This window comes from Cobetia sp. 5-11-6-3 (assembly GCF_013374055.1).
GTDB lineage: Bacteria > Pseudomonadota > Gammaproteobacteria > Pseudomonadales > Halomonadaceae > Cobetia > Cobetia marina.
This window is the reverse complement of record NZ_BLWJ01000001.1, coordinates 351633-376387: the sequence shown is the minus strand read 5'-3', so window position 1 is coordinate 376387 and position 24755 is coordinate 351633. Positions and strand designations below refer to the sequence as shown.

The following is a 24755-nucleotide window of genomic DNA, read 5'->3' as shown; positions in this document are numbered from 1 at the left end:
TGTTCCTTCTGTTCGAGTCACCCTTTCCGATGCCTGAAACTGCGCCCCAATCCTCTCGCCTGCGCATGATGCGCGGTCTACGTCGCTGCCTGGCGGGGGGGGTGATGTGCTCGCTGGCAAGTCTCGCGCTCGCTCCCCAGGCGCTGGCCGCCAAGGTCGAGAATCTGCGGCTGTGGACCGCGCCGGACCACACGCGGCTGGTGTTCGATCTCGATAGCGCAGCCAGTGCCAACATCTTCAGCCTCGACAATCCTCGGCGTCTGGTGATCGACCTCGCGGCAAGCGAGGTGGCCAGCAACGCGGTGAAGCGCAAGCTCGATGCGCTGGATCTGGAAGGCAGTGCCATCAAGGCGATCCGTACCGGACGACAGGACGATGCCCTGCGGGTCGTGCTGGATCTGACGCGCCAGGTCAATCCCAAGGACTTCACGCTGGCGCCGAACGACAAGTACGGCAACCGTCTGGTGGTGGATCTCGAGTTCCCGGGCGAGTCCGCGGTCGAGAATCCCATTGACCCGATCGAAGCCCGTATCCGCGAGCAGGAGCAGGCGGCAGCCAAGCGCAAGCTGAAGGGCGAGCCTGCCGCGCCGCTGCCGAGCAGCAAGGCGGCGACGCATCCCAAGCGCGATATCATCATCGCCATTGACCCCGGTCATGGCGGTGAGGACCCGGGCGCCAGCGGCCCGAGCGGTACCAAGGAGAAGGATGTGGTGCTCAAGATCGGCAAGCGCCTCAAGCGCATGTTCGACGAGCAGCCCGGCTTCAAGGCCATCCTGACCCGCAACAGCGATTACTACATCCCGCTGCGCAAGCGTACCGAGATCGCGCGTGAGCAGAAGGCAGACTTCTTCGTCTCGGTGCACGCCGACGCCTTCAACAGTCCGCGGCCGCATGGCAGCTCGGTCTTTGCGCTTTCCAGCCGAGGCGCCACCTCAGAGACCGCCCGCTGGCTGGCGGCCACCGAGAACCGTGCTGACCTGATCGGCGGCGTGGATGGCAACCTCAGCCTGAATGACAAGGATGAGATGCTGCGCGGCGTGCTGCTGGATCTGACCATGACCGCCACGCTCAATGATTCATTGGCGGCAGGCAGCGGCGTGCTGGCCAATCTGGGCCGCATCAACTCGCTGCACAAGCGTCAGGTGGAGCAGGCCGGCTTCGTGGTGCTCAAGTCGCCGGACATCCCGTCTCTGCTGGTGGAGACGGGCTTCATCTCCAATCCCCAGGAAGAGCGCAACCTCAACAGTGGCGCCTATCAGGAAAAGCTGGCGCGCTCGATCTTCTCGGGTATCCAGAGTCACTTCGAGCGCAATCCGCCGCCTGCCAGTCTGCTGGCATGGCGACGCAGCCAGGCACGAGGCGGCAACGGTGGCGAGTATCGCGTCAAGAGTGGCGATACGCTGTCGGAAGTCGCACAGCGTCACAACGTGAGCATGGCCGCGCTGAAGCAGGCCAATGGCATGAGCGGGGACACGGTCCGCGTCGGTCAGGTGCTCAAGATTCCGCGCGGCTGAGTGTCAGGCCGCCTGCTCCTTCGACGTGGCGGCAGGCGGGCGTGGCAGCCCGAGCACGCTATCCATCGGGCATGAAGCCCGTCGACTGTCCGCTGACTCGGCTCTTGCGTGCTCGCCGCACGGAGAGGCCGGGTCGGCGGGCAGTGTCGTTTTCAGAGAGACGCCCTCTACGCATGCATAATCAGGAGTTCTTCCATGTCCGTCGAGCCATCTGATACGGATGTCGCTGAAACACGTGAGCGGCGTATCCGCATCCTCAATCCGCGTCTTGCCAACCAGATCGCGGCGGGCGAGGTGGTGGAGCGACCGGCCTCCGTGGTCAAGGAGCTGGTCGAGAACGCCATCGATGCCGGCAGTACGCGCATCGAGCTGGAACTGGAAGGCGGCGGTGCGCGGCTGATTCGCGTGCGTGACAACGGCTGCGGCATCACCGAGGAGGATCTGCCGCTGGCCCTGTCACGTCACGCGACCAGCAAGATCGAGAGCCTTGATGACCTGGAAGGTGTGGCGAGTCTCGGCTTTCGAGGGGAGGCATTGGCCTCGATCAGCTCGGTCTCGCGCCTGGAGCTGTTCTCGAACGTCTCGGATGAGCCCGCCAATGGCTGGCGGGTGGTGGCGGAAGGCCGTGAGATGTCGCCACGCGTCTCGCCGGCGCCCCATCCGCGTGGCACCAGCGTGGCCGTGCGTGACCTGTTCTTCAATACGCCGGCGCGTCGCAAGTTCATGCGTACCGAGAAGACCGAATTCGGCCATGTCGAGGAAAGCTTCCGGCGTCTCGCGCTGTCGCGTCACGACATCGGCTGGACGTTGCGCCACAACCAGAAGGTGGTGCATCAGCTGCGTGCCGGCGAGGACACGCTGACGGTGGAGCGACGGATCGGCGCACTGCTGGGTCGCAACTTCCTCGAGCATGCGCTGCATCTGGATATCGAGGCCTCCGGCTTGCGTCTCTCCGGCTGGGTTGGCTTGCCGACGCATTCGCGTGCCCAGGCGGACCAGCAGTATTTCTTCGTCAATGGCCGTGTGGTGCGTGACCGTCTGGTCGCGCATGCTGTGCGTCAGGCCTATCGCGACGTGCTGTTCCACGGCCGGCATCCGGTGTTCGTGCTCTATCTGGAGCTGGACCCCACGGTGGTGGATGTCAACGTTCACCCCACCAAGCACGAAGTGCGCTTCCGCGACGGACGCCTGGTGCACGACTTCCTGTTCTCCAGCCTGCACAAGGCACTGGCCGAGGTGCGCCCCGGTGACAACAGCGCCGCGCCCACCGGTATCGAGGGCCAGGAGAAGGAGGAGGATCCCGGCTGGCAGCAGCAGGGCATGCGTCTCGGGCGTCAGGAGCAGGATGCGCAGGAGCATGGTGCGTCAGCGCAGTCATCCCCTGGTGGTGGTGCGTCGGCCGGGAAGGATCAGTCAGCCGCTGCAGGTGAGCCGTCAGGCGCTGCCGCGCCCTGGAAGCCATCGTCACAGCTGCCGCCGGCCGGAGATGGCCGCTCCAGCGAGCGCCTGAGTGCTGAGCGGGTGCGTCAGTTCATGGCCGGCTATCGTGCGTTGCATCCCAGCGAAGACCATCTGCTGACGCCGGGTGGCGGGCCTGCGGGCACGACGCCTGAGCATGGCGCTGCTCGCGACCCTGCCGCCATCGCCAGTGCCGAGCGCGAGGCGCGGCGCGCCCCGCGTGTCACCCTGGGCGAAGGGATGCGCCAAGGTGAGGATGACGCACCGGCCGGTATCAGCGAATCTGCCGCCGGTTGGCAGGTCTCGGCACCGTCAGCGGAGCCATCGTCGGGAGTCCCGGCAGAGAATGTGTCCGCTGACGGCCCCACGCCTGTCGCCTCTGACATCGTGATGCGTGGCCTGCCAGCCCAGAGCGCCGAGGATGATACGCCACCGCTGGGCTACGCCATCGCGCAGCTGCACGGGGTCTACATCCTGTCGCAGACCTCGCGTGGAATGGTGATGGTCGACATGCACGCCGCCCATGAGCGCATCACCTACGAGCGCATGAAGCGCCATGTGCATGGCGGCGGTCATCTGGAGGCCCAGCCGTTGCTGGTGCCGGTGTCACTTGCCGTCAGTTCGCGCGAGATGGGGACCTTCGAGCGCGAATCCGAGGCATTCACGCGTCTTGGCGTCGAGCTGGACGCCGCCGGACCGGAAACCCTGCTGGTGCGACAGGTGCCGGTGGTGCTCGGCAATGCCGATGTCGAGCCACTGGTGCGCGGCATGCTGGAGGATCTCGAGCGTTACGGCCGCAGCGATCGCATGGAAGCTCACATGAATGAGCTGCTCGCGGACATGGCCTGTCGGGGCAGCGTGCGGGCCAATCGTCGCCTGACGGTTCCCGAGATGAATGCCCTGCTGCGAGACATGGAGCGCACCGAGCGCTCCGGTCAGTGCAATCATGGCCGTCCTACCTGGACCGAACTTTCCATGAATGAACTCGACAAGCTGTTCCTGCGTGGGCAGTAAGCCTGCCCGGTATCGACAGTGGTTCACCCTTGATTCACCTCCTTGCCCAGACAATAGGCCATGACCCAGACGCAATCCCCCGACATTTCCCCCTGTGCCGCGCATGAGCTGGCTGACAAACCGCCCGTCATGCTGTTGATGGGGCCGACAGCCTCCGGCAAGACGGACCTGGCCATCCGCTGGCACGAGGAGCAGGGGGCGGAGCTGGTGAGCGTCGATTCCGCGCTGATCTATCGTGGCATGGACATCGGGACCGCCAAGCCCAGCGCCGAAGAGCTGGCGCGGGCGCCGCACCGGTTGATTGACTTCCTGGACCCGCTGGAGAGCTATTCGGCAGCGGAGTTTCGTCGCGATGCACTGGCGCATATCGCCGAGATCCAGTCCCGCGGCAAGATGCCGCTGCTGGTCGGTGGCACCATGATGTACTTCAAGCGGCTGCTGGAAGGTGTGGCGGAGCTGCCGGCGGCGGATCCCGCGCTGCGTGAACAGCTGGAAGCACGCGCCAGAGACGAAGGGCTGCCGGCGCTGCATGCGCAGCTTGCCAGGCTGGATCCGGCGAGCGCCGAGAGGATCCGGCCCTCGGACCCGCAGCGTCTGACACGTGCGCTGGAAGTCTGTCTGTTGAGCGGGCGCTCGATGACGGAGCTGCTCGCGGAGCAGCCGGAAGCCGAGCTTCCGTTCCGGCCGATCCCGATCGCACTGGCGCCCCATGACAGAGCCGTGTTACATGAACGTATCGAGACGCGTTTTGACCAGATGCTGGAACAGGGCCTGATTGGCGAGGTCGAAGCGCTGAAGGCTCGCCCGGAGCTGCACCCCGGGCTGCCCTCGATACGCTGTGTCGGCTATCGTCAGGTGTGGGATTATCTGGAGGGGCATCTGACGCGTGACGAGATGCGTGAGCGTGGCATCATTGCCACCCGCCAGCTCGCCAAGCGTCAATTGACCTGGCTGCGTAGCTGGAAGGGGATTCACCACGTGGATTCCATGGGTGTAAATCCTTACAGTGAAACCTTGAAAATCGTGCGCCAGACCAGCACTTAGCGTAACATGAGCTGTCACGACCCGCGCCCGTGAAGCCCCCCAAAGAGGGCAACCCGGAGCGCTGGCGAACATAACCATACTTGCCTCGAACGAGACATTTTTTACGGAGAGTCACATGTCCAAAGGTCAATCACTCCAGGACCCGTACCTGAACATCCTGCGCAAGGAACGTATTCCGGTCTCGATCTTCCTGGTCAACGGCATCAAGCTGCAGGGCCAGATCGAATCCTTCGATCAATTCGTCATCCTGCTGCGCAATACCGTCTCCCAGATGGTTTACAAGCACGCTATCTCAACCGTGGTGCCCTCGCGCAATGTGCGCCTGCCGGCCCAGGATGCGACCGTGCCCTCCACAGAAAGCTGAAATCCGAGGCGCTGATTGTTCTTCGAACGACCCGAAGCCGGTGAAACGGCCGTCCTGGTCCATGTCAATTTCCGGGACGAAAAAGAACGCGAGGATGCCGGTGAGCTCCTCGAACTCGTACGTTCGGCAGGCGCCGTGCCGGCCACCCTCATCGAGGGTAGCCGGCCCCGCCCTGACTCCCGTACGTTCATCGGAGAAGGCAAGCTTGAGGAAGTGCGTGAGGCCCTGGCCGAGCACCAAGCCGAGCTTGTGATCTTCAACCATTCATTGAGCCCTTCCCAGCAGCGCAACCTTGAAGGTTCGCTCCAGTGTCGCGTGATCGACCGCACCGGTCTGATCCTCGACATCTTTGCCCAGCGCGCGCGTACCCACGAGGGCAAGCTGCAGGTGGAGCTCGCTCAGCTCGAGTACATGTCCACCCGCCTGGTGCGTGGCTGGACCCACCTTGAGCGTCAGAAGGGCGGCATCGGTCTGCGTGGCCCGGGGGAAACCCAGCTCGAGACCGACCGTCGTCTGCTGCGTGCCCGGATCAAGTCGATCCACAAGCGGCTCGAGAAGGTGCACAAGCAGCGCGATCAGAACCGCCGTGCTCGGGCACGTGCCGAGATCCCCAGCCTGTCACTGGTCGGCTATACCAACGCCGGCAAGTCGACGCTGTTCAATGCGCTGACCACCTCTGAGGTCTATGCGGCGGATCAGCTGTTCGCCACGCTCGACCCGACGCTGCGCCGTCTGGAGCTGGAAGACGTGGGCCCTGCGGTGCTTGCGGATACCGTCGGCTTCATTCGGCACCTGCCGCACAAGCTGGTGGAAGCGTTCCAGGCCACCCTGCAGGAAGCCGCCGAGGCGGACCTGCTGGTGCACGTCATCGATGCGGCTGACCCGGAAAATGATCGCAATACCGAGCAGGTCAACGAGGTGCTCAACGAGATTGAGGCCGGTGACGTGCCACGCCTGCTGGTCATGAACAAGGTCGATCGCCTCGACATGGCGCCGCGCATCGAGCGCGACGGCTTCGGGCGTCCGTTGGTCGTATGGTTGTCGGCGCGTGACGGCAAGGGGCTGGATCTGCTGATGCAGGCCTTCTCCGAGCTGCTGTCAGACAATGTCATCTCGACCCGTCTGACGCTGGGGCCGGAGAAGTCACGCCTGCGTGCCGGTCTGCATGAGCTGGATGCCGTCAAGAGTGAAGCGTATGACGAGCAGGGCAATGCGTTGATGGACATTCGTCTCGAGAAGCGCGACTTTCTCCAGCTGTTGTCGCATCTTGGGGAATCTCCCGAGGCCTACCTCGGGGGCGAGCATGACGATCGTGAGGCCTGGCAGCGTGAGCTGTCTGCCGAGCGCGCCGAGAAGCATCGCCTCTCGGTGACGCACAAGTCCTGACGCAGTGATTGCGTCATCTGGCATCTGCAGGTACCTGATGCAGATGCCCTTGCACGGATAGTGACGTGCAGCGAGCAACAGGCATTCGACGTGAAGGGATTGTCGGATGCCGCCTGGCAGAGGATGGTTGTCAGGCAGGGCCATGGCCTTCTCCCGCAAGGGGCGCGCCGCCGTGTCATAGCAAAGAACCGGTCATCAATTGCCGGGGACGATTCCCGGCAACGAAAGCCGGCATGGGCGGCGTCATCATAATGACGAGCGGAACATCGACTGAGTGGAGACGACGTATGGCTTGGAATGAGCCGGGTGGCGGCAACCAGCATGACCCCTGGAGTGGCGGTGGCCGCAACGGGGACAAGAAAGGGGGTGGAGGCAACGGCGGTGGCAACGGTGGACCGCCCGACCTCGACGAAGCGCTGAAGAAGTTCCAGGACAAGCTCAACGGCATGCTGGGCAACGGCCGCAAGCGTCGTGGCGGCAGCGGGGGCGGCAACGGCAGCAGTGGTGGCAGCACCAATGCCTTTGCCCTGCCGGGCATCATCGGGGTGGTGCTGGTCGCCATCTGGGCGGCTTCCGGTTTCTATCTGGTCGATCAGTCCGAACGTGGCGTGGTGCTTCGCTTCGGCAAGTACAACGACATCGTCGGCCCGGGTCTGCACTGGAATCCGCCGATCATCGATGACGTGCGCGAGATCAACGTCACCAAGGTGCGCTCGCTCTCCCAGACCAAGTCGATGCTGACGCAGGACGAGAACATCGTCGAAGTGCAGATGTCCGTCCAGTATCAGGTATCCAACCCGCGTGACTTCCTGCTCAACGTGCGTGCTCCCGAGGTCAGCCTCGAGAACGCCATGGATTCTGCATTGCGTCACGAAGTCGGCAGCGCCGACATGAACGACATCCTGACCTCCGGGCGTGAGCTGCTGGCCAGCAACGTCAAGTCGCGTCTGCAGTCCTACCTGGACAACTATGGCGTGGGTCTGACATTGCAGACCATCAACGTCGAGTCCACGTCGGCGCCGGCAGCGGTCCAGGATTCCTTCGATGACGTCATCAAGGCTCGTGAGGATCGTCAGCGCACGATCAACCAGGCATTGGCCTACGAGAACTCGATTCTCCCGGCGGCTCAAGGTCAGGCGCAGNGCATCATCGAGGAAGCCGAAGGGTACAAGGAGTCGGTGGTGGCCAAGTCCCAGGGTGAGGCCAATCGCTTCACTTCCCTGCTGACCGAGTACCAGAAGGCACCGGAGATCATCCGCGAGCGCATGTACCTCGAGACCATGGGGGAAGTGCTCGGCAAGACCAACAAGGTGCTGGTGGATGTCGAGAACGGCAACTCCCTCATGTACCTGCCGTTGGACAAGCTGGCTGGCAAGTCCAATGCCACGTCCGAGGATGCCAGTGGCATGAGTCGCAGTGAGTTGGATCGCGTGTCCCGACAGGCGAGCGACGCTCTCGGCCGCAGCAGCCAGAGCAGCAATGACAGCAGCAACAGCATTCGTCGGGAGGGTCGTCAATGATCAACAATCGCTCACTGATGGCCGTGGCGGGTCTGGCCGTCGTTGCCTGGTTCGCCAGCAACAGCCTCTACACGATCGATGAGACCCAGCGCGCCATCAAGCTCAAGTTTGGTGAGGTGGTGGAAGACAACATCCAGCCGGGCCTGCATTTCAAGTTGCCGGTCTACAACACGATTCGTACCTTCGATACGCGCGTGTTGACACTGGATGCCCAGGCGAGCCGTTATCTGACCCGCGAGAAGAAGGCGGTCATCGTCGACTCCTTCGTCAAGTGGAAGATCATCGACCCGAAGCGCTACTACGAGGCGACGTCCGGTGATGAGCAGATGGCAGAGCGTCTGATCGCGCCGCGTGTCGACGAGAGTCTGCGTAACGAGTTCGGCAAGCTCGAGCTGGTACAGATCATCTCCGAACAGCGTGATGCGCTGATGAAGAAACCCACCGAAGAGCTCGACGCGGTGATGCGCAAGGAACTGGGGGTGTCGATTCTCGATATCCGCGTCAAGCGCATCGACCTGCCGGACGAAGTCTCTCAGGCGGTCTATGAGCGCATGAAGACCGAGCGTCAGCGTGAGGCACGTGAATATCGTGCCCAGGGTCAGGAGCAGGCCGAGAAGATCCAGGCCAATGCGGACCGCCGTCGTTCGGTACTGCTTGCGCAGGCTGAAGAGCAGGCGCAGACCCTGCGTGGTGAGGGGGACGCATCAGCGGCCGCCATCTACGCTGCGGCTTACGGGGCGGATCTGGAGTTCTTCCGCTTCTATCGCTCGCTGCAGGCCTATCGCGACAGCTTCAAGGGTGATGGCAACATGATGGTCATCCAGCCGGATAGCGAATTCTTCCGCTTCTTCAAGGATTCGCAGGGCGGCTCTCAGTAACGGCTGACCGTCCGCATCGTCATCAGGCGAACAGATGACGATGCCGCGGATGAACCCCGCACGAAGTCTCGTGTGGGGTTCATCCCGAAAGGATTCATGCTAGACTCCTGCAACCGGGCACCGCCCGGTTTTTTTGTGGCCGTTTTTCCTCTATCGACGACGTTCCCACGAAGTCCCGATGGGCCCCGGACAGGCGCTGTCAGCGTGGCAGTCCTTGCTCGCGAAGCCGCCTCAAGGCGCGGCTCGAGCCTGTCTCACGCCGTGTTTCAAGGGCGTTGCCGTCGAGTGTCCAGCGTGTTGCGCGGGTGTTTCGTCACTGAGTTGCAGCGGCATGTCCCTGCACTGACGGCACGCGCGATACGCGCCACTCCTTGTCAAAAATTTCTCGCAGGATAGCGCAATGACCATCGCAGATCGCTGGCTCCTCCCGGATGGCATGGATGAGGTACTGCCGCCTCAGGCAACCCGTATGGAGGCGCTGCGCCGCGCGCTGCTCGACCTCTATCATCGCTTCGGCTATGACCTGGTGCTGCCGCCTCCCGTCGAATTCCTTGATTCCCTTCTGACCGGCACCGGTACCGAGCTTGACCTTCAGACCTTCAAGCTGACAGATCAGATGACCGGGCGCATGATGGGAGCCAGTGCCGATGTCACCCCGCAGGTGGCACGCATGGATGCCCACTCCCTGCATCGTGAAGGGCCGGTGCGTCTGTGCTACTGCGCCAACGTGCTGCGTACCAAGGCGGACAAGCATCAGGGCGGACGCAGCCCGGTGCAGGTCGGTGCCGAGCTGTTCGGTCATGCTGGCCTTGAGGCCGACCACGAGATCCTGCACCTGGCACTGACCAGCCTCGAGCAGGCCGGTGCTGGCGAGCTGCACCTGGCGCTGGGGCACATCGGCATCTATCGTGCCTTGATCGCCGAAGCCGGCATGAGCGACGAGCACGAGCGCGAGCTGTTCGCCGCCATCGAACGCAAGCAGTATTCCGCTCTCGATGCATTGATCGATCGCGTGGTGGGTGACAAGGTGGTGGCGAGCATGCTCAAGACCCTGCCGCACCTGCACGGGGATGAAGAGATTCTTGCCCAGGCCCGGACCGCCTTTGCCGGCGCGCCCGCTGCCGTCGCCGGCGCACTGGATCAGCTTGCCGCCCTCAGTCAGGTCGTGCGTGAGCGTCATCCGCAGGTCATGTTGTACTTCGATCTCGCCGAACTGCGCGGTTATGAATATCACACCGGCATGGTGTTCGCGGCCTATGTGCCGGGCTACGGTCAGGCGCTGGCCAAGGGCGGGCGCTACGACGATACTGGGCGTGCCTTCGGACGTGCGCGTCCGGCCACCGGCTTCTCGATGGACCTGAAGCAGCTGGCGTCGCTCGCCGTGCAGCCTCCGGCCTGCGATGGCATCTGGGCACCGGCGCTCAATGACAGCGCGCTGCGAGAGTGTGTCGATCAGCTGCGCGCCGACGGCGAGCGTGTCATCGCCGCGCTACCGGGCCAGACCACCGGTGCCGATGTGCACCGTTGCAACCGCGAGCTTGTCCAGGTCGATGGCGCCTGGCAGGTCGTGACGCTGCAGTCGTGATCCGCTGACGGCCATACGTGCCAGCCAGCAGAACAGCAGGGGCCACCAGGTCCCGAGGTGCAGCTGCCCTTGAGGTGGCTGCACTTGTGAGTGGGTTTTCACCGACGGTTATTCACCGAAAGAGACTAGGAATCATGGGCAAGAATGTAGTCGTGCTCGGCACCCAATGGGGTGATGAAGGCAAGGGCAAGGTCGTTGACCTGCTGACCGAATCCGCCAGCGCCGTCGTGCGCTTCCAGGGTGGCCACAACGCCGGCCATACACTGGTGCTGGATGGCAAGAAGACCGTTCTTCACCTGATCCCGTCAGGTATCCTGCACCCGGGCAAGACCTGTGTCATCGGCAACGGCGTCGTGCTGTCTCCGGAAGCGCTGATCAAGGAGATCCGTGAGCTGGAAGCCAATGACGTGCCGGTACGTGACCGTCTGCGTCTGTCGCCGGCTTGCCCGCTGATCCTGTCCTATCACGTGCGCCTGGATCAGGCGCGCGAGAAGGCGCGTGGTGTCGCCAAGATCGGCACCACGGGTCGTGGCATCGGGCCGGCCTACGAAGACAAGGTCGCGCGTCGTGGACTGCGTCTGGGTGACATGCTCCACCGTGAGCGTTTCGCCTCCAAGCTGGGCGAAGTGCTGGATTACCACAACTTCGTGCTGCAGCACTATCACGGTGAAGCGCCGGTCGACTTCCAGCAGGTGCTGGACGAAGCCATGGAAATGGCCGAAGAGCTGCGCCCGATGGTCTGCGACACCGTGGATCTGGTCCACTCCGTGCGCAAGGCCAACGAGAACATCCTCTTCGAGGGTGCTCAGGGCTCACTGCTCGACATCGACCACGGTACCTACCCGTACGTCACCAGCTCCAACACCACTGCCGGCGGCACCGCCACCGGTTCCGGTGTCGGCCCGCTGTATCTCGACTACGTGCTGGGCATCACCAAGGCCTACACCACCCGTGTCGGTTCCGGCCCGTTCCCGACCGAGCTGTTCGATGAGTTCGGCCGTCACCTGGCCGAGCGTGGCCACGAATTCGGTGCTACCACCGGTCGTGCGCGTCGTTGTGGCTGGTTCGATGCCGTCGCCCTGCGTCACGCCGTGCAGATCAACTCGGTCAGCGGCATCTGCCTGACCAAGCTGGACGTGCTGGATGGTCTCGAGAACATCCGGGTCTGCATCGGCTATCGCAGCAAGGATGGCGACGTGCTGGACAACCCGGTGGATTCCGAAGGCTATGAAGCCATCGAGCCGCTCTACCAGGATCTGCCGGGCTGGAGCGACTCCACCATCGGCGTGCGTGAAGTCGAGAAGCTGCCGGCCAATGCCCGTGCCTACATCAGCTTCCTGGAAGAGCAGGTCGGCGTGCCGATCGACATCATCTCCACCGGCCCGGATCGCAACGAGACCATCGTGCTGCGCAATCCGTTCCACGACTGATCATGACCACGTCGCTTTCCTGAGCGGCGCGTGATGTCGAGATGATGCAAGACCAAGACACCCCGTCGGGATTTCCCGGCGGGGTGTCTTGCGTTCCAAGGCTGGCAGCAGAAGGGCTTGTACAGTCTTGAGAGTGGCAGGGTGGGGTGGTCAGTAGGAATTTTAAATGGGAATGATTGTTATTTTTGTTGTGATCGGCGGCTATCTTGTCGGCAAACTGGTTGCCCAGGCCGCAATTTGGCGTTTTCGCTGAGTGCTTGGCTTCACATCGTTCTGATACAGGACTAAAATGGTCCCCAATTGATAACCCCGCAGTGGAGGCAAGATGCTGAAGCTTTCCAGAATGACCGATTATGCCGCCGTGGTGATGGCGCGCATCGCTCGCGAGCCGGAGTCGGCCCATGCAGCGATCGATCTCGCGGAAAGCGTTCAGTTGCCGCATCCCACCGTCAGCAAGACCTTGAAGGCGCTGGTACGCGCCGGATTGCTGGAGTCACGTCGTGGGGCGCAGGGGGGCTACCGTCTGGCGCGACCCGCCAGTGACATCACGGCCAGTGACATCATCAGCGCCATCGAAGGTCCGGTGGCCGTCACGGAATGCAGCCACGCCGATGGCGATTGCGAGCTGGTCAACACCTGTGGCGTGGCCGACAACTGGCAGAGAGTCTCGCGCGCCATCGGTGAACTGCTGGGCAGCGTGACGCTGGCACATCTGGCATCCACCACACCGCTGCGGATGCCGATCCAGTTGCCCATTCAGGCCGTCAGTCTCTACAGCGATGAAGAGGCTGACGGGGGAGCCCCCGACAAGGACAGCAGTGCAGGAAGCGTCGTCAACGGCATGTCCGGGCGCTGAATGCTCAGCCCCACGGTAGCGGGACAGGCATCAGAAATATTCGAATATTCGAGCTTCGCCGCAGTTGAGGCGGGGTGATCAGGAATCTGAACAGACCCGGAGCTTCTCCGGGAGAGGAGACCAGCATGGCGAGCCAGGAGATGGAGCAGCTTGTACAGCGAGAGTACAAGCAGGGCTTCGTGACCGACATCGAGAGCGACACCATTCCGCCGGGACTGGATGAGAGCGTGATTCGCTTCATCTCGGCCAAGAAGGGTGAGCCGGAGTGGATGCTGGAGTGGCGTCTGGATGCCTATCATCAGTGGCTGAAGATGAAGGCGCCGTCCTGGGCACACCTGGATTACCCCGAGATCGACTACCAGGCGATTTCCTATTTCAGCGCCCCGAAGAAGCCGGAAGATCGTCCGCAGAGTCTGGATGAGGTGGACCCCAAGCTGCTGGAGACCTACGAGAAGCTGGGCATCCCGCTGCACGAGCGCGCCGCGCTGGCTGGCGTGGCGGTGGATGCGGTATTCGACTCCGTATCGGTGACCACCACCTTCAAGAAGGAGCTGTCCGAGGCGGGCGTGATCTTCTGCTCCATCTCGGAAGCCATCCAGGACTACCCGGAGCTGATCAAGCAGTATCTGGGGACCGTCGTGCCCAAGGCAGACAACTACTTCACCGCGCTGAACGCGGCCGTCTTCACCGATGGCTCCTTCGTGTTCGTGCCGGAAGGCGTGACCTGCCCGATGGAGCTTTCCACCTACTTCCGCATCAACGCCGCCAACACCGGCCAGTTCGAGCGCACCCTGATCATCTGCGAGAAGCAGGCTCAGGTCTCGTATCTGGAAGGCTGCACCGCACCGCAGCGTGATGAGAACCAGTTGCACGCCGCCGTGGTCGAGCTGGTCGCGCTGGAAGATGCCTACATCAAGTACTCCACCGTCCAGAACTGGTATCCGGGCGATGAAGACGGCAAGGGTGGCATCTACAACTTCGTCACCAAGCGCGCCGATTGCCGCGGTGATCGTTCCAAGGTGTCCTGGACCCAGGTCGAGACCGGCTCCGCGATCACCTGGAAGTACCCGTCATGCATCCTGCGTGGCAAGGACAGTGTCGGGGAGTTCTACTCCGTCGCCGTCACCAATGGTCGCCAGCAGGCGGACACCGGTACCAAGATGATCCACATCGGTGAGGGCACCAAGTCCACCATCGTCTCCAAGGGCATCTCGGCGGGCAACTCCGAGCAGTCCTATCGTGGCCTGGTCAAGATCGGTCCACGGGCCAAGGGCGCGCGCAATTTCACCCAGTGTGACTCGCTGTTGATCGGCGATCGCTGTGGTGCGCACACCTTCCCGTATCAGGAGATCGGCAACGCCACCGCTACCGTCGAGCACGAGGCGACGACGTCCAAGATCGGCGAGGATCAGCTGTTCTACTGCCGTCAGCGCGGCATCAGCGAGGAAGATGCGGTCAACATGATCGTCAACGGTTTCTGCAAGGACGTCTTCCAGGAGCTGCCGATGGAGTTCGCCGTCGAGGCCGAGGCGCTGCTCAACGTCACCCTCGAAGGCGCCGTCGGCTAACGCCACAGCCTGTTTCGCATTCATCCCCATTCTTGAGGGCCGCTTGCGGGCGGCCTGTCAGCCAAAGGTATCATCATGCTCGTAGTCAAAGATCTGCACGTCTCGGTGGAAGGCAAGGAAATCCTCAAGGGGCTCGACCTGACCATCAACAAGGGTGAAGTCCACGCCATCATGGGGCCGAACGGTGCGGGCAAGTCCACGCTGTCCTCCGTGATCGCCGGCAAGGACGGTTATGAAGTGACCTCGGGCACCATCACCTATGAAGGCGAGGACGTGCTGGAGATGGAAGTCGAGGAGCGCGCGCGTGCCGGCCTGCTGCTGGGCTTCCAGTACCCGGTGGAGATCCCGGGGGTCAAGAATGTCTACCTGCTCAAGGCGGCGCTGAACGCCAAGCGTGAAGCCGAAGGCCTGGGCGAGATTCCGGCCCCGGAATTCATGAAGCTGATCCGCGAGAAGCTTGCCTTCATGCAGATGGATGCCAGCTTCCTGCAGCGTGCGGTGAACGAGGGCTTCTCCGGTGGCGAGAAGAAGCGCAACGAGATCCTGCAGATGCTGGTGCTGGAACCGAAGCTCGCCATGCTCGACGAGATCGACTCCGGTCTCGACATCGATGCGTTGAAGATCGTCGCCAAGGGCGTCAATTCCCTGCGCAACGAGAACCGCGCCGTACTGATGGTCACGCACTACCAGCGTCTGCTCGAGCACATCGTGCCGGACCACATCCACGTGCTGATGGATGGCCGCATCGTCAAGTCCGGCGACAAGTCGCTGGCCCTCGAACTCGAAGCCCAGGGCTATGACTGGCTGCAGGAGGAAACCGCGTAATGACAGCACTTGCTACCGCGTCCGTCCCCGGCAGCGAAGCCTTCGCCAGCGAATTCGCCGCGCGCAAGGCTCGCTTCGCGGCTGACCCGAGCTGGATGGCGGCGCGCCGTCAGGCCGGCATCGCCCGCTTTGAAGCGCTGGGTCTGCCGACTCGCAAGGTCGAGGCCTGGAAGTACACCGACACCCAGGCGCTGGGTCGCCAGCAATACCGTCTCGCCGACGATGCCCATCTCTCGGCGGCGGTGAAGGACGAGCTGGCGCTCGCCGTCGATGCTTACCGCCTGGTGTTCGTCGATGGTCTCTACAACGCCGAGCTCTCCGATGTCGCGGGCCTGCCGGACACCGTGCGTGTCGTGCCGCTGTCCCAGGCCATCATCGATCAGCCGGAAGTGATCGGCGGCTCGCTGAATCGCCTGACCGGCATCGACTTCACGCCCTTCGTGGCGCTGAACTCCGCCTTCACCGAAGAGGGTGCGGTGGTTCAGGTCGGCCCGCGGACGGTGCTCGACAAGCCGGTCTATGCGCTGTTCCTGTCGCGCGCCGCCGTCGAAGGCGAGCCCGTGACCATGAGCCATCCGCGCCTGTTGGTGCAGCTGGGCAGCCGTGCCGAAGCCAGCGTGATCGAGCATCACATCGGCGAGACCGGCGCGACCAACTTCACCAACATGGTCAGCGAAGTGATGCTGGAGCGCGGCGCCGTGCTCAATCACTACAAGCTGGGTGAGGCTGCCACCGGCGAGACGCATATCGCCTCACTGCAGGTCGAGCAGCCGCGTGACAGCCAGTACCGCTCCATCAACCTGAATACCGGTGGTGGTCTGGTGCGCAACGACATCGTCTGCGATCTCAACGGCAGCAATGCCCATGCACGCCTCGATGGCCTGTTCTTCGGTCGTGATCGTCAGCACGTGGATACCCACTCGCTGGTCAATCACAACGAGGCTCTGACCTTCTCGGATGAGAACTACAAGGGCATCCTGGCCGACCGCGCGCGTGGTGTCTTCAATGGCCGCGTGCTGGTCAAGCGTGACAGTCAGAAGATCGAGGCGCATCAGAACAACGCCAACCTGCTGCTGTCGGACCGCGCCGAGATCAATACCAAGCCGGAACTCGAGATCTACGCCGACGACGTCAAGTGCTCCCACGGCACCACGACCGGCCAGCTCGACGAGACGGCTGTCTTCGCACTGCGCGCGCGTGGCATCGATGAGCAGACGGCTCGCGGCCTGCTGACCCTGGCCTTCGCCAATGAGGTCATGTCCGGTCTGGGCATCGACGCCATCGCCGAGCGTATCGAGCGCAGCGTCGCGGGTCGCCTGCCGTCACGCTTCCACCTCGATGAGCTGGTGGATCTGAGTGTCGAGCTGGGCGGCGGGGCCGTGGCAGTGGCGCGTGATGAGGACTTCGCATGAGCGCACTCGACAATCTGATGCTCGATGTCGTGCGGGTTCGCGAGGATTTCCCGATCCTCGAGCGTCGCGTGCATGGTGACGTGCCGCTGATCTATCTCGACAGCGCCGCCACCAGCCAGACGCCGACTGCCGTCATCGACGCGATGAGCGATTATTACCGCAACACCAATGCCAATATCCACCGTGGCCTGCACAGCCTGGCGGACGAGGCGACGGCCGCTTACGAAGGGACGCGCGAGAAGGTACGTGCCTTCATCAATGCGCGCCTGACGCGTGAAGTCATCTTCACGCGCGGCACCACCGAGGCGATCAACCTGGTCGCCAACAGCTGGGGGGCCAACTGGCTGAATGCCGGTGATGAAGTGCTGATCTCGGTGATGGAGCATCACGCCAACATCGTGCCTTGGCAGATGCTGGCGGAACGCCTGGATATCGTCATCAAGGTGATTCCGTGTGACGACGATGGCGTGCTCGACATGGCGGCCTACCGTGACCTGCTGGGCGAGAAGACGCGCCTGGTCTGCGTCAATCAGGTCTCCAACGCCCTGGGCAGCATCAACCCGGTGGCCGAGATGGCCAGGTTGGCGCATGCTCACGACGCGCTGATTCTGGTCGATGGCGCCCAGGCGGTGCCGCATCAGCAGGTCGATGTACGCGAGATCGACGCCGACTTCTATGTCTTCTCGGGCCACAAGATGTATGGCCCGACCGGCATCGGCGTGCTCTACGGCAAGGAAGCGCTGCTCGATGCCATGCCACCGTGGCAGGGCGGCGGCGAGATGATTCGCACGGTCTCGTTCGAGAACGGCACCCTGTTCGCGGATCTGCCGCACAAGTTCGAGGCTGGCACGCCGCCCATCGCCGAGGTCATCGGGCTGGGCAAGGCCATCGACTGGCTGGACTGCACCCACATGGCGCTGATCACGCGCTGGGAGCAGCAGCTGATGCGCCATGCCACCGAGCGCATGCGCGAAGTGGACGGGCTGCGCATCATCGGCAACTCGTCCGACAAGGCCGGCGCGATCTCCTTCGTGGTCGACGGTGCCCACGCCCAGGACATCGGTCTGCTGATCGATCAGCTGGGGGTCGCCATCCGGACCGGTCATCACTGCGCTCAGCCGGTGCTGCGACGTTTCGGTGTCGATGCCACCTGTCGCGCCTCCTTCGCGGCCTACAACACGCCGGAGGAGATCGACCTGTTCGTCGAGGCTCTGCAGCGCGTGCTGACCATGGTGCGCTGAGCACCCCCTGCGGTGGCCCTGACGGGCGCTGATCAATGAGGCTCGCGCATGGCGGGCCTCATTGCTATCGGCGCTTGCCAGGGGATGTTGTGACCCGCACATCCTGAGTGAACCCACAGTATTCTTGATCCGCATGGCTGTCATGCGGTTCGGCAAGGAGAGGGCATGAGCCACACTGAAGACCAGCTGGCCAGCCTCGGCAAGGGCCAGAAGATGCCGTTGCAGCGTGACGTGGAAGGTATCTCGGTACCCTTCGGCAAGTCGGTGACCCTGCATGAGGACTCGGTGGTCGAAGTCATGCAGGCCAAGGGCGGCACCGTCAGCGTGGCGTACGAGGGCCGCATGTACCTGATCGAGAGCTTCAGCCTCGATGCACTGGGACTGGACGCCGTGCCGCGCCCGCATCTGCCGGCCGGGCAGAGCGACGCCGAGATAGAGGCCTTCGTCTGGGCGCAGCTGCGCACCTGTTTCGACCCCGAGATCCCGGTGGACATCGTCGAGCTCGGGCTGGTCTATGGCTGTCGTATCGACACCCTGATCAGCGGCGAGAAGATGGTCAATCTGAAGATGACGCTGACGGCGCCGGGCTGCGGCATGGGCAACGTGATCGCCGAGGATGCCAAGCGCAAGATCCTGGGCGCGGAGGATGTCTCCAAGGTTCACGTCGAGATCGTGTTCTCGCCCCCCTGGTCGCGGGAGATGATGAGTGAAGAGGCGCGCCTTGAACTTGGCATGTTCTGACGCTGCGTGTCGCTCGGGCGCAATCGCGCAACGGGCGGCACGGCCGTCTTGACGGAACCTCTCGCGCCAACCGCTTTCCAAGCCGTGCCAAGGACTGCACCATGGCGCCGTCGTTGCGTCATGTGGCGTCGAAGATCGTGATTCTCTGCCAGCAAGGAATATCCCAATGCGCTACCCGACAGCCTTACGTGTCCTGACCGCCAGCCTGATCATGAGTACTGCCGTCAGTGCACAGGCGTCATGGACACTGGACAGCGATGCCTCGCAACTGAATTTCCAGTCCACCAAGATGAGCAAGAACGGTGCCAGCACCGTCGAGCAGCACGCCTTCGATTCCTGGCGTGCTCGCGTCAATGATGCGGGCCAGTTGTCGGTCGAGATCGACCTGGACTCCGCCGATACCGGTATCGAGATCCGTGATCAGCGTGTCAGCGAGAAACTCTTCGAGGCCGGTGACTATCCCCTGGCCGTGCTGACCGCGTCACTGGACATGCCGACGCTCAAGGTCATGGAGCCGGGCGATACCCAGCATGTCAGCCTGGAAGGGCAGCTGACGCTGCATGACAGTACCCAGACCCTGCCGGTGAGCCTGCAGGTGACACGTCTGCAGGGGGAGCGCTGGCTGGTGCAGACGGACGCGCCGGTGATGGTCGATGCCAGCCAGTTCTCGCTGGTGGATGGCATCCGTACCCTGCGTGACCTGGCGGGACTGGGCAACATCGCGACCCAGGTGCCGGTCAGCGTCAAGGCGATCATGACGCAGGAAGAGTGAGCCGACAGGCGTCTGCCCTGACCCCGTGGCTTCGAGCCTGCAGGCGTCATCCCGCTGGTGTCGTGTGCATGGCTTGGGTAGGCTGGGCGCTCATGCTTGCATGATGCAGTGAATGGCGATATTCGGTAGTGACAGGCAAGGATGGGTGCGGGGAGCAGATGCGACGAGTGATCAAGCGGGCCGTGATGGCCATGATTGGCCTGTTGGTCGTGAGCCTGATGATAGTGGTCGGGCTCAATCTGTGGGTCGTGATGTCGACCCGTGATCGCATCGCGTCTTCCCCGCTGACCTGCGAAAGCCGTGAAGTGGGAATCGTCTTCGGGACCTCCCATGGCCTGGTGGGCGGAGGACGCAACCCGCACTATCAGGCTCGTCTCGACACCGCCGCCCAGCTCTACCGGCTGCATCGAGTGAGCAACCTGCTGCTGTCAGGGGACAATCGTACGCGTTATTACAATGAGCCGATGACCATGTGGCGTGACCTGCGTGATCGCAATGTGCCACAGCAGTTCATGACGCTGGATTACGCCGGATTCTCGACCTTCGATACGCTGGTGCGTGCGCACAAGGTCTTCGGTGTCGATCAGGCGGTGCTGGTCACTCAGCCCTGGCATCTGCCACGGGCACTGTTCATCGCTGACGTGCTGGGGTTGGATGCCGTCGGCTGTCCGGCGGTTTCCGAGCGTCGGCCTGCGGGGCTGCGGCTGATGCTGCGCGAATGGCTGGCGCGTGCCGCCACGGTGGGGGATCTTTACCTGTGGGGCCGCAAGCCGCGTTTCCTGGGGCCGGCGGAGCGACTGCCGACACCGGTATTGCCAGCCGTACCGGCCGTGTCAGGCAGTTGACGACAGCGGCTCAGCGTACCGGCCGGCCAACACGAAAAGCCCCCGTCTTCCGATAGGAAGCGGGGGCTTTTCGTGTCTGCTCGAGGCTTTTTCCGCTGAGCGGGCCCGAGGTCAGCCGGCGCGGCGGCGTGCCGCGATGCCGGTCTGGTGACGATAGAGCTCGCGAATCAATTGGCGGCAGTTGTGGAAGCACGCTTCCAGCACCTTCTCCATGCTGTCCGGGAGAGGATGCGTGAAGGCCGTCGAGCAGGCCTGCATCAGCACGCGCTCCTGTTCGAGCAGTTCGTTGATCAGAACCTGATTGTCATTGCTGACGATGCTCTTCAGGCGACTCCACAGCCACATGTAGTCATCACGCTCGACATCAGCGTCTCGCGGCATCAGGCTCAGATGCTTGCGCGTCTCGACTTCCAGCGCCTGCTTGAGCTCCACGCGCCGGGCATAGAAGGGTTCAAAGGCCTTCAGCAGCCCGGGACGCAGCCGTTCGGCGTTGTCCTCGAAATAATCAAGACTGTCTGCCAGGGCTTCCTGGACGCTATCCATCGCCACCTGGCGATTGTCGAGAAACATGGGCGGTCACCTCCTCCGTCAGGAGAGATTGTGCGGGTGAAAACAGTGTTTTTCTACCCCTGATGTGCAGAAAGTCCTGATATTTCTTCCCGTAGCGTCAATCCACTCATTTTACGACAGTTCGATGACGTTATCGTGACGTCCGACAGTGTCACGGCTGTCCGTGATCAGCGTCATGTCTCCCCGAATGCTCAGGCAAGCCGGCGGCATCTCACCCCTTGGGCTTGGGCGGGATCTTCCTGGCGGGTGCGGCGGACTTGGCGATGTGGTCGATGATCATCCCCGCGATGTCCTTGCCGGTTGCCGTTTCAATGCCCTGCAGACCCGGTGAGGAGTTCACTTCCATGATCACCGGGCCATGGTTGGCGCGCAGCAGGTCGACACCGGCGACGGCCAGGCCCATGGCCTTGGCGGCGCGGATGGCGGTGGAGCGCTCTTCCGGCGTGATGCGAATCTCGCTGGCCGTGCCGCCACGATGCAGGTTGGAGCGGAACTCGCCATCAGCCGCCTGACGTTTCATGGAGGCGACCACCTTGTCACCCACCACCAGGCAGCGGATGTCGGCGCCGCGCGCTTCCTTGATGTATTCCTGCACCATGATGTTGGCTTTCATGCCCATGAAGGCCTGGATCACGCTCTCGGCGGCCTGATTGGTCTCGGCGAGCACCACGCCGATGCCCTGGGTGCCTTCCAGCAGCTTGATGACCAGCGGCGCGCCCTTGACCATGGTGATCAGGTCGGGGATGTCATCCGGCGAATGCGCGAAGCCGGTGACCGGCAGGCCCAGTCCCTTGCGCGACAGCAGCTGCAGCGAGCGCAGCTTGTCACGCGAGCGCGCGATGGCCACGGAGTCGTTGACCACGTAGGTACCCATCATCTCGAACTGGCGCAGTACCGCACAGCCATAGAAGGTGACGGAGGCGCCGATGCGTGGCACCACGGCGTCGAAATGCTCGATCTCGGCACCCTTGTAATGGATGGAGGGGCGGTGCGAGGCGATGTTCATGTAGCAGCGCAGCGTGTCCACGACGCGTGCGGTATGCCCGCGAGCTTCGGCTGCCTCGATCAGGCGGCGAGTGGAGTAGAGGCGGGAATTGCGCGACAGGATACCGATATGCATGAAATCCTCCAGAGCCGAAAGGGCCGTCAGGAATGAGAAGGTGGCGAAAGGATGAAAGAGGTGCGTCAGGAGGCGTCTTGCGCGAGCGCCGCGAAGGCGGCGTGCCCGTTCGAGTCATGCCGGGGGCGAGTCTTGCACAATGTGAAGGTCGTCAGGGCTCGCCATGCAGATAGGCGGCACCCGGTGCCACCAGCAGGCGACGCAGTGCACGGCGCCCCAGCAGGATGGGGTGGCGCATCTGGGAGCGATCGACCAGTGTCATGTCGATGTCGTAGTCGAGCCCGGCGAGCTGCATGCGGGAGCGAATCACGTAGCGCCACTGTGCCTGACCGTTGGAAGACCTGACCCGACGCCGGTCGTGGACCCGTGTTTCGACATCATGGGGCGGAGAATCACTGCCGCCACTGCGCGTGATGAAGCGTACCCACAGGTCTTCATCCTTCTCGAAGACCTCGATGTTCTCTGCGTGCAGTGCGCTCGAGTGCGCGCCAGTGTCGATCTTGGCGTTGAGGTGCAGATGCAGCTCCGGCAGCTCGATCAGTTCACGCCGCCCGACGACGGCTCGCGGCCGAAAGCCGAGCAGATCGTGGTTCAGGGATCTGAGATCCAGAGGCGGTGCCTTGTGAGCGTGATGACGAGCAGGGGTCTTGGAATGCGGCATGTTTCATCCTGAATCAGAGGGCATGACCTGGCCTGGAGGTCGGGTCACGGCATGAAAGGCACCGTGGTGATCGCAATGGCGCGTGGCAGACAGCGGGATTGCGACCAGACGGGCGCGCAGCATAGTCACTTACCGTATCAGCAGCAATCCTTGTTGGCATATCTTTGGCTGCGAGCAGCGCCGCTCCCGTGCCTGACGCCTTGCAGAGCGCTTTCACCGGGCAGTTCTCGCGCACGATGATCAGGCCTCTCCCAAGTGTCGTGGGTTATGCGCATGATCTCAAGGACTGTGATGCTCACCTGTCGCTTGCGCTGGCGACCACCGGGCAAGGTGCTGGGCCTAGAGCTAGGCATAGGGCTGGGCCTGGGGCCGAACGAGGTACGTGGCGCAGTGCCGGGCACGAGCCGAGAGGAGAGATTGGCCAGGACGGGCCGGCAGGGGGGGGCCATCAGGACCGGCGAGGGCGGCGGGTCCTGATGGCAGGGCTGGCTCAGAGGCTCAGTAATTCAGAGGCTCAGTGGCGTTGCGTCGGCGCCACCGTCCGGCCGGTGAGCGACGCCAGGGCGAGCCCCAGGGCGAGCCCCAGGGCGCTGTCGGGTTCGGCGTTGCGCAGCGTCATCAGTACCGGCAGACGCAGACGCGGAATCAGCGCCAGATCACGGGCGAGAGCCTGGAAGCTGGCCTGCGGGCAGTTGGCCAGTCGCACGAGGAAGGTCGGCAGGCGCTCGGCATCTTCCAGATGGGCATAACCGCGTGCGGCGATCGCGACCAGCACATCCACGCTGGCGGCGCTCTCGTCCGCCAATAGCATATCCAGCCATTCGGCGGCCGCTGGCAGGGGGCTGGCAGCCGCTGCACGCAGGCAGGCGCACAGGGTTTCCAGGTCTCCCAGCTCCCGTGCCGTCCGACCGCGGCGAATCAGACTGTCGAGCAGCTCCGCCTCCAGACTGTCCGTCAGCGGACTGGCCAGCTGCGGATGGGCCGGGGGAGCCTGCTCCAGGCACAGGGCGAGCGCGCGCAGCGGCGTGTCGGGAAGATAGCCGATCCGTTCGATCATCGCCTCGGCAAGTTCATTGGTGAACTCACCGCGACGCGTCAGTCCATCGGCGATGCCCTGCAGGCCAACGCTGGGCCAGTCATCAAGGGGCAGTTGCGCGGCGAGATAGCGTTCCGCCTGTTCGTAGTACTGACTGGCAGGGCGATCACAGTCGATGCTGGCGCGGGCATGCAGCATGGCGCGCAGGCTGTCATCTGGAGTGAAGGCCAGGGGATTGTCCTGCATGAGGTTGTCGATCTTGCCTGCCTCGGCCTGCAACAGGTCAGAACGACCGACGCTCAGTGCCGTCTGGCCGAGTGTGGTCAGCAGGCGTTCGAGGAATGCATCTCGTTGCGGCGGAGAAAGCCGGCCTTCTTCATCCAGCGGCAGGGCCAGAAACCATACCAGCGGATCGTCGATGCCAGCGGGTCGGAAGACGCACGCCAGTCGGGCCTGTCCCTTGAAAGGTTGCGACCACGGCTGTTGCTGGGTCTCGAAGGCTTCCAGCTCTTCAAGGCTCAAGGGGGACAGGATGCGCCCCAGATGATAAAGGTGCACGTCAGCACCGGTGCGCTGGAAGAAGTTGCTCAGGGAGGAGAGTGGAGTCATGAGGCTCACCGCTGCGGTTGGGCTCCCCGGACGCAGTACGCGTCCGGGACGACCTGAGATTGGGCGTGATATCGGCAAGGATACGCCAAGAATGGCTGAGACTTTAGCGATTCGCCTCTTGGCATGCCACCCGCGAAGGCTATCGCGCATTGTCGCAACACCTTGATTGCAGAAGGATTGCCGGCTATGGGGCCGTTGGGAGACGTCCTGGTGACTCGCTGATGAAAATTTGATCAATTTTCTCCTGCCCAGTTCTGGCGCGGCTTGCAGCGAGGAAGCACAAGGTTATCCACAGTATCGTCCACG

At 63.2% G+C, this 24755-nt stretch carries 21 protein-coding genes; 17 read left to right on the top strand and 4 right to left on the bottom strand.

Translation table 11 applies throughout. From position 1 onward, the window contains the following. The first annotated feature begins 29 nt into the window (after positions 1-29). From HXS66_RS01495 to HXS66_RS01415, 17 genes are all read left to right on the top strand, one after another. Positions 30-1514, top strand: a complete 1485-nt coding sequence (locus tag HXS66_RS01495; RefSeq protein ID WP_371861104.1) for an N-acetylmuramoyl-L-alanine amidase — start codon at positions 30-32, stop codon at positions 1512-1514. Between the two features lie 195 nt (positions 1515-1709). Next, positions 1710-3986: a DNA mismatch repair endonuclease MutL gene (mutL, locus tag HXS66_RS01490; RefSeq protein WP_176502713.1), complete on the top strand. Its 2277-nt coding sequence runs from the start codon at positions 1710-1712 to the stop codon at positions 3984-3986. Positions 3987-4046: 60 nt separating this feature from the next. After that, a complete protein-coding gene (miaA, locus tag HXS66_RS01485; RefSeq protein ID WP_255303036.1) occupies positions 4047-5030 on the top strand; it encodes a tRNA (adenosine(37)-N6)-dimethylallyltransferase MiaA in 984 nt (327 codons plus the stop codon). A gap of 115 nt (positions 5031-5145) precedes the next feature. Next, positions 5146-5394, top strand: coding sequence for an RNA chaperone Hfq (gene hfq, locus HXS66_RS01480; RefSeq protein ID WP_065392483.1), 249 nt, complete (start codon positions 5146-5148; stop codon positions 5392-5394). 15 nt (positions 5395-5409) lie between these two features. Beyond that, positions 5410-6780 (top strand): ribosome rescue GTPase HflX, encoded by a 1371-nt coding sequence (gene hflX / locus HXS66_RS01475; RefSeq protein WP_065392482.1) that lies wholly within the window; start codon positions 5410-5412, stop codon positions 6778-6780. Positions 6781-7067: 287 nt separating this feature from the next. Next, positions 7068-8300 (top strand): FtsH protease activity modulator HflK, encoded by a 1233-nt coding sequence (gene hflK / locus HXS66_RS01470; RefSeq protein WP_176502712.1) that lies wholly within the window; start codon positions 7068-7070, stop codon positions 8298-8300. Next, positions 8297-9178 carry a protease modulator HflC gene (gene hflC / locus HXS66_RS01465; RefSeq protein WP_077372498.1) on the top strand — a complete coding sequence of 294 codons (882 nt, stop codon included), beginning with the start codon at positions 8297-8299 and terminating at the stop codon, positions 9176-9178. Before hflK ends, hflC begins: the two co-directional genes overlap by 4 nt. A gap of 400 nt (positions 9179-9578) precedes the next feature. Beyond that, a complete protein-coding gene (locus HXS66_RS01460; RefSeq protein WP_176502711.1) occupies positions 9579-10763 on the top strand; it encodes an ATP phosphoribosyltransferase regulatory subunit in 1185 nt (394 codons plus the stop codon). 134 nt (positions 10764-10897) lie between these two features. Further along, complete coding sequence (locus tag HXS66_RS01455; RefSeq protein ID WP_077372504.1) at positions 10898-12193, top strand: adenylosuccinate synthase; 1296 nt, start codon at positions 10898-10900, stop codon at positions 12191-12193. 325 nt (positions 12194-12518) lie between these two features. Further along, the gene (locus HXS66_RS01450) at positions 12519-13049 is read left to right on the top strand and encodes an SUF system Fe-S cluster assembly regulator (RefSeq protein WP_176502710.1); all 531 of its coding nucleotides are present in this window, start codon (positions 12519-12521) and stop codon (positions 13047-13049) included. 125 nt (positions 13050-13174) lie between these two features. Next, on the top strand, positions 13175-14617 hold the full coding sequence (gene sufB, locus HXS66_RS01445) for a Fe-S cluster assembly protein SufB (protein WP_077372510.1): 1443 nt from the start codon (positions 13175-13177) through the stop codon (positions 14615-14617). Between the two features lie 75 nt (positions 14618-14692). Next, the gene (gene sufC / locus HXS66_RS01440; RefSeq protein WP_077372513.1) at positions 14693-15442 is read left to right on the top strand and encodes a Fe-S cluster assembly ATPase SufC; all 750 of its coding nucleotides are present in this window, start codon (positions 14693-14695) and stop codon (positions 15440-15442) included. Continuing rightward, complete coding sequence (sufD, locus tag HXS66_RS01435) at positions 15442-16854, top strand: Fe-S cluster assembly protein SufD (RefSeq protein WP_176502709.1); 1413 nt, start codon at positions 15442-15444, stop codon at positions 16852-16854. The genes sufC and sufD overlap by 1 nt, the downstream gene beginning before the upstream one ends. Beyond that, entirely contained in the window at positions 16851-18095 is a 1245-nt protein-coding gene (locus HXS66_RS01430; RefSeq protein ID WP_176502708.1) for a cysteine desulfurase, read from the top strand. The genes sufD and HXS66_RS01430 overlap by 4 nt, the downstream gene beginning before the upstream one ends. Before the next feature lie 165 nt (positions 18096-18260). Beyond that, complete coding sequence (sufT, locus tag HXS66_RS01425; RefSeq protein ID WP_077372522.1) at positions 18261-18836, top strand: putative Fe-S cluster assembly protein SufT; 576 nt, start codon at positions 18261-18263, stop codon at positions 18834-18836. A 166-nt stretch (positions 18837-19002) separates the two neighbouring features. Further along, a complete protein-coding gene (locus HXS66_RS01420; protein ID WP_084209049.1) occupies positions 19003-19608 on the top strand; it encodes a YceI family protein in 606 nt (201 codons plus the stop codon). Positions 19609-19766: 158 nt separating this feature from the next. Further along, the gene (locus HXS66_RS01415; RefSeq protein ID WP_084209048.1) at positions 19767-20453 is read left to right on the top strand and encodes a vancomycin high temperature exclusion protein; all 687 of its coding nucleotides are present in this window, start codon (positions 19767-19769) and stop codon (positions 20451-20453) included. Positions 20454-20564: 111 nt separating this feature from the next. On the opposite strand, the gene HXS66_RS01410 is transcribed toward HXS66_RS01415, so the two are convergent. From HXS66_RS01410 to HXS66_RS01395, 4 genes are all read right to left on the bottom strand, one after another. Next, on the bottom strand, positions 20565-21023 hold the full coding sequence (locus HXS66_RS01410; RefSeq protein ID WP_077372529.1) for a hypothetical protein: 459 nt from the start codon (positions 21021-21023) through the stop codon (positions 20565-20567). 211 nt (positions 21024-21234) lie between these two features. Next, positions 21235-22143, bottom strand: a complete 909-nt coding sequence (gene rimK / locus HXS66_RS01405; RefSeq protein WP_077372532.1) for a 30S ribosomal protein S6--L-glutamate ligase — start codon at positions 22141-22143, stop codon at positions 21235-21237. 151 nt (positions 22144-22294) lie between these two features. Beyond that, positions 22295-22804 (bottom strand): RimK/LysX family protein, encoded by a 510-nt coding sequence (locus HXS66_RS01400; RefSeq protein WP_077372535.1) that lies wholly within the window; start codon positions 22802-22804, stop codon positions 22295-22297. A gap of 514 nt (positions 22805-23318) precedes the next feature. Then, positions 23319-24449 carry a DUF3549 family protein gene (locus HXS66_RS01395; RefSeq protein ID WP_176502707.1) on the bottom strand — a complete coding sequence of 377 codons (1131 nt, stop codon included), beginning with the start codon at positions 24447-24449 and terminating at the stop codon, positions 23319-23321. Positions 24450-24755: the final 306 nt, after the last annotated feature.